General features: G+C 71.8%; 10 protein-coding genes. 5 read left to right on the top strand and 5 right to left on the bottom strand.

What is annotated here, in order from left to right; all coding sequences use genetic code 11:
• The 4 genes from AB0J68_RS22540 to AB0J68_RS22525 form a co-directional block, all read right to left on the bottom strand.
• The coding region (locus AB0J68_RS22540; RefSeq protein WP_363940385.1) for a sigma-70 family RNA polymerase sigma factor at positions 1–610 on the bottom strand (610 nt) is incomplete at its 3' end.
• A 400-nt stretch (positions 611–1,010) separates the two neighbouring features.
• Positions 1,011–1,967: an N-acetylmuramic acid 6-phosphate etherase gene (murQ, locus tag AB0J68_RS22535; RefSeq protein ID WP_355066099.1), complete on the bottom strand. Its 957-nt coding sequence runs from the start codon at positions 1,965–1,967 to the stop codon at positions 1,011–1,013.
• The gene (locus AB0J68_RS22530) at positions 1,964–2,878 is read right to left on the bottom strand and encodes a MurR/RpiR family transcriptional regulator (protein ID WP_354860921.1); all 915 of its coding nucleotides are present in this window, start codon (positions 2,876–2,878) and stop codon (positions 1,964–1,966) included. Before AB0J68_RS22530 ends, murQ begins: the two co-directional genes overlap by 4 nt.
• Positions 2,879–2,953: 75 nt before the next feature.
• A complete protein-coding gene (locus AB0J68_RS22525; protein WP_363940384.1) occupies positions 2,954–3,970 on the bottom strand; it encodes an NAD-dependent epimerase/dehydratase family protein in 1,017 nt (338 codons plus the stop codon).
• 104 nt (positions 3,971–4,074) lie between these two features.
• On the opposite strand from AB0J68_RS22525, the gene AB0J68_RS22520 reads away from it, so the two are divergent.
• Positions 4,075–4,767 (top strand): SDR family NAD(P)-dependent oxidoreductase, encoded by a 693-nt coding sequence (locus AB0J68_RS22520; protein ID WP_363940383.1) that lies wholly within the window; start codon positions 4,075–4,077, stop codon positions 4,765–4,767.
• Here AB0J68_RS22520 and AB0J68_RS22515 read toward each other — a convergent pair.
• Positions 4,752–5,549, bottom strand: coding sequence for a thymidylate kinase (locus AB0J68_RS22515; protein WP_363940382.1), 798 nt, complete (start codon positions 5,547–5,549; stop codon positions 4,752–4,754). The two genes, AB0J68_RS22520 and AB0J68_RS22515, sit on opposite strands and share 16 nt — an antisense overlap.
• 101 nt (positions 5,550–5,650) lie before the next feature.
• Between AB0J68_RS22515 and AB0J68_RS22510 the strand changes: the two genes are divergently transcribed.
• From AB0J68_RS22510 to AB0J68_RS22495, 4 genes are read left to right on the top strand one after another with little or no spacing between them, the layout of a single operon-like run.
• On the top strand, positions 5,651–6,298 hold the full coding sequence (locus AB0J68_RS22510) for a nucleotidyltransferase (RefSeq protein WP_354860937.1): 648 nt from the start codon (positions 5,651–5,653) through the stop codon (positions 6,296–6,298).
• Positions 6,295–6,570, top strand: coding sequence for a hypothetical protein (locus AB0J68_RS22505; protein WP_354860927.1), 276 nt, complete (start codon positions 6,295–6,297; stop codon positions 6,568–6,570). Before AB0J68_RS22510 ends, AB0J68_RS22505 begins: the two co-directional genes overlap by 4 nt.
• A 10-nt stretch (positions 6,571–6,580) precedes the next feature.
• Positions 6,581–7,357, top strand: a complete 777-nt coding sequence (locus tag AB0J68_RS22500; RefSeq protein WP_355137902.1) for a metallophosphoesterase — start codon at positions 6,581–6,583, stop codon at positions 7,355–7,357.
• Positions 7,348–7,491, top strand: coding sequence for a GPGG-motif small membrane protein (locus tag AB0J68_RS22495; RefSeq protein WP_165947907.1), 144 nt, complete (start codon positions 7,348–7,350; stop codon positions 7,489–7,491). Before AB0J68_RS22500 ends, AB0J68_RS22495 begins: the two co-directional genes overlap by 10 nt.
• Positions 7,492–7,587 lie beyond the last annotated feature (96 nt).

The following is a 7,587-nucleotide window of genomic DNA, read 5'->3' as shown; positions in this document are numbered from 1 at the left end:
CGGCGATCTGCTCCGGCTCGGGGTCGCTGCCCAGTTCACGGGTGAGCTGCCGGATGACGTTGCGCATCCGGTTGACGTCCTCCACCAGGTGCACCGGCAGACGGACGGTGCGCTCCTGCTGAGCGATCGCCCGGCTGATGGCCTGGCGGATCCACCAGGTGGCGTAGGTGGAGAACTTGTAGCCACGCTCGTAGTCGAACTTCTCGACCGCCCGGACGAGGCCGGTGTTGCCCTCCTGGATCAGATCCAGCATGGGCATGCCCGAGCGCACGTAACGACGCGCGATCGACACGACCAGTCGCAGGTTGGCGCGGATGAAGAGGTCCTTCGCGCGCTCACCCTCGACGACCAGCCGCTCCAGGTCGGCCCGGTCGACACCGTCGGGAACTGCGTCTTCGCCGAGCAGGTGCTCCGCGTAGAGGCCAGCCTCGATCGCCTTGGAGAGATCGACCTCCTTGGCGGCGTCCAGCAGTGGCGTCCGGGAGATCTCGTGCAGGTAGACGCCGACCAGGTCGCGCTCCTCGGCAACCTCGTCGGTGCGCATGCCGATTTTCTTGTCCACGTTGCCCACGGTCCCCTCGCTCGCGCCGGTTGCCCGGTTCCTTGCCATTCCCCACGTCCGGTCAGCCCCTGGTAACTTCTGCTGTGCCCGCCGTCGCTGACACCTACACAACAGATGAGACGTGTCGGGGATTCCATGTCGTGAGTCGAAAGTGTCACGAATGCCTGAGTAGTTGCTGAGAGCACGGTCCATGTTTGCTGTCAGCACCCGTCGGGTGGCTCGCCGCTGGGCACCTCGGACGGGTTGGCGGGTCGACGAATCGCTGATCGCCCGCACCATGGCAACACCGCCGCCCGCGCCGGCACAGCGACCCGGGTCACCTCCGTGCTGCGATCCTGGTCACTGCCAGATACGCAGCAATGGGGCGGTCGGTTCATCCACGGGGGTGTTATTACCCCCCGCCCCGGTGAACAATCCGGAGCCCCGTTCGCTTCCCGGGCGGTGCGGGCTAGGAGGCGAGCAGGGCTAGAGCCCCGCGGACCTGGTCGGCGGAGCGCTCCAGGGCGGCTCGGGCGGCGGCCACCTCGGCTCCGGAGACCAGCGAGACCAGCGCCGTCTTCAGGTCGCCGTCGGCCGCGCTGAGGGCGCGTCGGGAGACCTCCTCCGAGCAGCCGGTCGCCTCCACCAGGATCGAGATCATTCGTCCCCGGAGCTTCGCGTTGGTGGCCACCATATCGATCATGAGGTTCGAGTAGACCCGACCCAGGCGCACCATGACGGCGGTCGAGAACGTGTTCAGCACCAGTTTCTGCGCGGTGCCCGCCTTCATCCGGGTCGACCCGGTGACCACCTCGGGTCCGGTGTCCACCCCGATGAACACGTCGACCGACCGGGCGGCCTCCGCCTCCGGATTGGCGCACAGCAGCACCGTCGAGGCGCCTGCGGCGCGGGACGCGGCGAGCGCCCCGAGGACGTACGGGGTGCGTCCGCTGGCCGCCAGACCGACCACCAGGTCACCGGCGCGCACACATCCGGCGGCCTCGTCCGCCCCGTTCCGGTCGTCGTCCTCGGCGTCCTCCACGGCCCGCCACATGGCGTCCGGGCCGCCGGCCAGGTGGGCACAGAACCAGTGCCGGGGCGAGTTGAAGGTGGGAGCCAACTCGGCCGCGTCGAGGACGCCCAGCCGGCCGGACGTGCCGGCCCCGAAGTAGTGCACCCGGTGCCCGCCGCGCAACGCCGCCACCGCCAGGTCGACGGTGGTGGCGATCTCGTCGAGCACCGCGGCGACCGCCGCCGGCACCCGCCGGTCGGCTTCGTTGATCACGGTGAGCACGTCCCGGGTCGACATCAGGTCGAGGTCCGCGCTGAGGGGGTTGCGTCGTTCGGTGGGTGCGCCCACCCGGACGCTCGGGCGGGCGGGCGGTGCTGACATGTCCTCGTCCGGCTCCACCGAACCGGGCGTCATGCCCGTCTCCGACTGGCACCCACCCGGTGCGACTGGACCGCCTCGGCGGTCGCCTCCAGGGCCTTGCGGGCCCGGGACCGGTTGCGGGCGGCCACCCCGACGAAGAGGCAGTCGACGACGGTGAGCTGGGCGAGCCGGCTGGCCGTCGCTCCGGAGCGGTAGGTGGTCTCGCGGGCCGCGGTCGTCAGCACGAAGTCGGCGACCTCGGTGATCGGCGAGCGCGGGAAGTTGGTCAGCGCCACGGTGGCCGCGCCCCGCGTCCGGGCCTGCTCCAGCACCTCGATGACGTCGGAGGTGGTGCCGGTGTGCGAGATGCCGATCGCGACGTCACCGCGGCCGAGCAGGGCGGCCGAGGTCAACGCGGTGTGCACGTCCGGGAAGTAGAAGGCGATCCGGCCGATGCGGTGCAGCTTCTGCTGGAAGTCGGAGGCGACGAACCCGCTGGCGCCGGCGCCGTAGATGTCGATCCGGCCCGCGCTCGCGATCGCCTCGACCACCTGCTCGCAGACGGCCGGGTCGAGCTGCTCGGCGGTCTCCTCGACGGCTCGGGCGTCGTTGAACGCGATGGTGGCGATGATCTGGGCGAGGTCGGCGCCGGGCGGGATGTCACCGCCGACGACCCGGGCGTCCGGCGGCTCGATGCGGCGGGCGGCCTCGGCGGCCAGCCGGATGCGCAGCTGTGGATAGCCGTCCATGCCGACCGATCGGCAGAACCGGATGACTGTCGCCTCCGACGTCTCCGCTGCGGTGGCGAGGTCGGTGATGGTCCGCCGGGCGGCGGCGGCCGGGTCGGACACGACCAGGCGGGCGACCCGCTGCTCGGCGGGCGACAGCGACGGCAACAGCCCGCTGATGTGGACGATCAGCCCACCAGGCTCGTGACTCGCAGAAATCTTCGGACTCTTCGCCACGGATGAAACTTACTTTCACGAGGCGTGAGCGTCAACCATGACCGTATGTGGTGGGAAAAGTGTCGACGACCCGGATCACGCGTTCCGCACAGCCTGCCACTCTCCCAGGATCGCCGCCTCATCCGCCGGGTCGAGTCCACCCTGCCGTACGTCGTCGGGCCGCGCTGTCATCCAGGACACGGTCGCCCGAACGGTGTCGGACAACGGACGGATCGTCAGACCCGCGTCCAGCGCCGGCCGGGCATCCCGGTCCATCAGGCCAGCCCCCTCCGGCAGTCGCACCCAGAGCGGCAACGCCCGCTCCCCCGACCATTCGCGGACGTCGCGCGCCAGCAGGAAGTCCTGATCGACCCAGGTGAGGTGCGGCTCGGCGACACCCAGACCGGCCGCCACGCCGGTCAGCAGATCGGCGCGGGACATCGCCGGGCCGGTGCCGTCGTACGTGCCAGCGAGGCGGGCGTCGGCGGCGTGCAGCAGCCAGCCGGCCAGGTCGGCGACGTCCACGAACTGCACCCGGTCGGTTGGCCGTCCGGGCGCGAGAACCTCCCCGCCGTTCGCCAGTCGTCGCACCCAGTACGGGAAGCGGTCGCTCGGGTCCTCGGCGCCGACGATCAGCCCCGCCCGGCAGATGAACGACCGCTGCGCACCCATCAGTTCGCGAACCAGCCGCTCGATGCTGACCTTGCACTCGCCGTACCAGCGGTGGTCCGGGCCGACCGGAGCGTCCACGTCCGGCGGGGCAGGCGACAGCAGCGGGGCGTGCGCCGCGGTCTGACCCGGGGCGGTGTTGTCGGCGTACACCGAGATCGTGGACACGAACGACCAGTGACCGACGTGGTCGGCCAGCGCGGCGAGCGCGTGCCGGGCGTGGCTGACCTGGCGGGTCACGTCCACCACCGCGTCGAAGCCGTCGCCGGCGAGCGACACCAGCGCCGCGGGGTCGTCGCGGTCGACCGGCACGAACCGCGCACCGGTCGGCACGACACCGGACACGCCCCGGGCCGCGCAGGTCACGTCGTGGCCCTGCGCGACGGCGAGCCGGGCCACCGCCCGGCCGAGGAACCGCGTGCCACCGAGAATCAGGATCCGCATCCGCCGATCCTGCGCCGCCGGTGGCCGATCATGCCAACCACTCTGCTGTCGGCAGAGCGCCGGTCGCCCGATGGGTGGGCGCGGTGGACGCTAGCGTGTGGCGCATGGCGGAGCGCAGCGTGGTGGTGACCGGAGGCACGGGTGGGCTCGGCGGGGCGGTCGTCGCCTCGTTCGTCGACGCGGGCTGGCGGGTGGTCGTACCGCAGCGGGCAGCCCGGCCCGGGTCGGAGCCGGCGGCGGACGGGCTGGTCCGGGTCGTCGCGGACCTGACCGACCCGGCGGGCGCGGCCCGCGTCGTCGAGGCCGCCGTCGGCGACCCCGCGGCGCCGCTGCGGGCGGTGGTCAACCTCGTCGGCGGGTACGCGAGCGGCGGCCTGGTGCACGAGACACCGGTCGAGGAGTTCGAGCGGATGCTCACCGTCAACCTGCGACCCACGTACCTGGTCACCCAGGCCGCGCTGCCGCACCTGGTCGCGGCCGGCGGCGGCGCGGTGGTGTGCGTGTCGGCCCGGGCGGCCCTCACCCCGTTCGCCGGCGCGGCCGGCTACGTCACGGCCAAGGCGGCGGTGCTGGCCTTCGCCAACGCGGTCGCGGTCGAATACCGCTCCCGCAACGTGCGCTGCAACACCGTGCTGCCCAGCGTCATCGACACCCCGGCGAACCGGGCCGCGCAGCCCGACGCCGACCACTCCCGCTGGGTCACGCCGGCCGAGATCGCGCCGGTGATCCGCTTCCTGGCCGCGACGGACTCCGCGCCGACCACCGGGGCCAGCGTTCCGGTCTACGGACGCGCCTGAACGAGCAGGGACGCGATGTCGCCGCGCCCGGCCCGCTCCTGCGCCGACGCGGCGGGCGGGGGTGTCGGGGCGGGCGGGGGCGCCGGCTGCGGCACCTCGGGGGGCGCTGACCCCTCCGCCGATGGCCGGGTGGGGTCGGGGCGGGCGTCCGACCGCAGCCAGGTCGACAGGTGCGCCTGGATCTGCTCGGTCACCTCCTCGGCCGAGCGGCCCGCGTCGACGAGGACGAAGCTCGGGTACTCGGGCAGGGTCCGGTAGGCGGTGTCCGCCGCGGTGAGCCAGCCCATCGACTCGTGGTCGGTGCCGCGCTCCTCGATGCGCTGGTATGCCACGGCCGGGTCCACGGCAAGCAGGAAGGTCACCTGGGGCGTCGGGAACAGCCGGTAGCCGGCCCGGGCCAGACGCTCCCAGCGGTGCCCGCCGTGCGCGCGGATGCTGGCGTACTGGCAGGCCGAGTAGCGGTCCATCACCGCCGTCCGGCCGGTGAGCAGGCAGCTGAGCAGGGCCGCGGCGATGGCGAGCCAGCGAAGCACGGACTCCACCGCCAGGACGCCGTCGCGCCCGACGAGCCGTTGCGCGTCCGGCAGGCCGAGCCGGTGCGCGAGCCGGCCGAGCCAGCGACGCCCGCTGGCGTTGCGGCGGTACGTCGCGGGGCGGCCGGCGGCGGTCAGCGCGTCGGCCAGCCGGTGTGCCTGCGTGGTCTTGCCCGAGCCGTCGATGCCGATCAGTGCGACGGTGCGCAATCGGGCTCGGCCGCGTCGCGTCCCCGATGATCTGGCCACCCTCGACAGGTTATCCGACCCGTGCTTGCGCCCCGTGACGTTTGTTGCCCTTTGTCACCGTTGGCACCCGACCGCGACGACACCAGGTGTGGGCGACCGGAATGCCGGGTACGGGAGTTCGAATCCAACCGCCTGTCCACCAACACGACCGACGGGAGATCCAGATGGCTGAGCGCGGGGACGAGAGTCTGGTGCACACCCTCAAGAAGGTCGCCGCCGTGCTCAAGCAGTCCGAGATCCCGTTCGCCCTGGGCGGCAGCTTCGCCGTCTACGCCCACGGCGGCCACTCAAGCGATCACGACGTCGACTTCCTGATCCGCGAGGCCGACGTCGAGCGGTCCCTGGAGGCGCTCGTGGCCGCGGGCTTCCGCGCCGAGCGGCCGCCGGAGGACTGGCTGGTCAAGGTCTTCGACGACGGGCGGATGGTGGATCTGATCCACCGGCCGATCGAGACGCCGGTGACCGAGGAGACGTTTGCCGACACGGTCGTGCGGCCGGTGGACGCCATCCACATGCCGGTCCTCTCCGCCACCCAGCTGATGGTGCACAAGCTGCTGAGCTTCTCCCAGCACTACTGCGACTTCGCCCGCGGCCTGCCACTGGCCCGGTCGCTGCGGGAGCAGATCGACTGGGAACGGGTACGCAAGGAGACGCAGCACTCGCCGTACGCCGAGGCGTTCCTGGTGCTGCTGGATCGGCTGGAGGTGGTGCCGGACACCGGCACCCAACCAGGAGAGGAGACACCGTGACGCACGATCGCGACAGTGGCGCGGGGCCGCCGGACGAGTACGTCGAGGCGGAGATCCACCGGCTGCTCTCCGAGGATCCCGCAGTCGCCGAACAGGGGATCACCGTGGTCCGGCGGGAACGCGCCCTCGTGCTCTACGGCGAGGTGGAGAGCCCGCACCGGCGGGAGGAGATCCTGCGCCGGGTGTCGGAGCGCTTCCCCGACGTGCCGATCACCAGCGACATCGGTGTGATCCGCGCCCAGGCGCCCACGGAGATCGAGCAACTGCCCTGAGGGAGGTTTCATGGTGATCCGGATCGCCGCCGTGGGCGACGTGCATCTGGACGAGGACGTGGTCGGCCGGTTCCGCCCGGCGCTTGAGGAGCTGCCGGAGTGCGCCGACGTGCTGCTGCTGGCCGGCGACCTGACCCGGCACGGCACCGAGGCCGAGGCGCGCTGCGTGGCGCAGGAGTTCGGCGGGTTGGCCGTGCCGGTGGTGACCGTGCTGGGCAACCATGACCACCAGTGCGACCAGGTGCCGCAGGTCGTGAAGGTGCTCGAGGACGCGGGCATCACCGTGCTGGAGGGCGACGGCGTGGTGCTGGACTGCGCGGGCGGCCGGCTCGGCATCGCCGGCGTCAAGGGCTTCGGCGGGGGGTTCGCCGGCCGGTGCGCGAGCGACTTCGGCGAGCCGGAGATGAAGGCGTTCGTCCGGACCACCAACGAGAGCGCGGACCGCCTCGGTAAGGCCCTGCGCTCGCTGGACTGCGACATGCTGGTCGCGCTGACCCACTACTCGCCAGTTCCGGACACGTTGGCCGGCGAGCCGCTGGAGATCTACCCGTTCCTGGGGTCGTACCAGCTCGGGCAGGCGATCGACTCGGCGCCCACGGCGCTGGCCCTGCACGGGCACGCGCACGCCGGCACCGAGCGCGGCACCACCCCGGGAGGGGTACGCGTCCGCAACGTGGCGCACCCGGTGATCAAGCAGGCGTACAGCGTCTTCCATGTCGGGGATCAACTCGACACCGACCAGGTTTCCCCGATCGGAGGGTCGGGTAGTCAGAGGTCATGGAGCTGATTCTCTGGATTCTCGCAGTCGTACTCGTGGTCGCCGGCATCCTCGCGCTGTTCCGCCGGCAGATCCTGTGGGGCGTCGTCCTCATCGTCGTCGGGCTGTTGGTCGGCCCGGGTGGTGTCAGCATCTTCAATTGACCGTTCGCACCTTCTGACAACTCATCACAACACCGGGACCCGTCGGGGTCGCCGCGACCGGAGCTTCGTCCTCCCGACAGAAGCCCCGGCCGCAGC

The sequence above is a fragment of the Micromonospora sp. NPDC049580 genome (assembly GCF_040675595.1).
Classification (GTDB): Bacteria; Actinomycetota; Actinomycetes; order Mycobacteriales; family Micromonosporaceae; genus Micromonospora.
Note: the sequence above shows the minus strand (reverse complement) of the source record. Positions and strands in the feature narration are given on the sequence as shown.

What these genes read in the sequence shown, in the direction of transcription:
- AB0J68_RS22495 (WP_165947907.1), top strand. Translation starts at nt 7,348, where the DNA reads ATGGAGCTGATTCTCTGGATTCTCGCAGTCGTACTCGTGGTCGCCGGC.
- AB0J68_RS22500 (WP_355137902.1), top strand. Translation starts at nt 6,581, where the DNA reads ATGGTGATCCGGATCGCCGCCGTGGGCGACGTGCATCTGGACGAGGAC.
- AB0J68_RS22510 (WP_354860937.1), top strand. Translation starts at nt 5,651, where the DNA reads ATGCCGGGTACGGGAGTTCGAATCCAACCGCCTGTCCACCAACACGAC.
- AB0J68_RS22520 (WP_363940383.1), top strand. Translation starts at nt 4,075, where the DNA reads ATGGCGGAGCGCAGCGTGGTGGTGACCGGAGGCACGGGTGGGCTCGGC.
- murQ (WP_355066099.1), bottom strand. Translation starts at nt 1,967, where the DNA reads ATGACGCCCGGTTCGGTGGAGCCGGACGAGGACATGTCAGCACCGCCC.
- AB0J68_RS22525 (WP_363940384.1), bottom strand. Translation starts at nt 3,970, where the DNA reads ATGCGGATCCTGATTCTCGGTGGCACGCGGTTCCTCGGCCGGGCGGTG.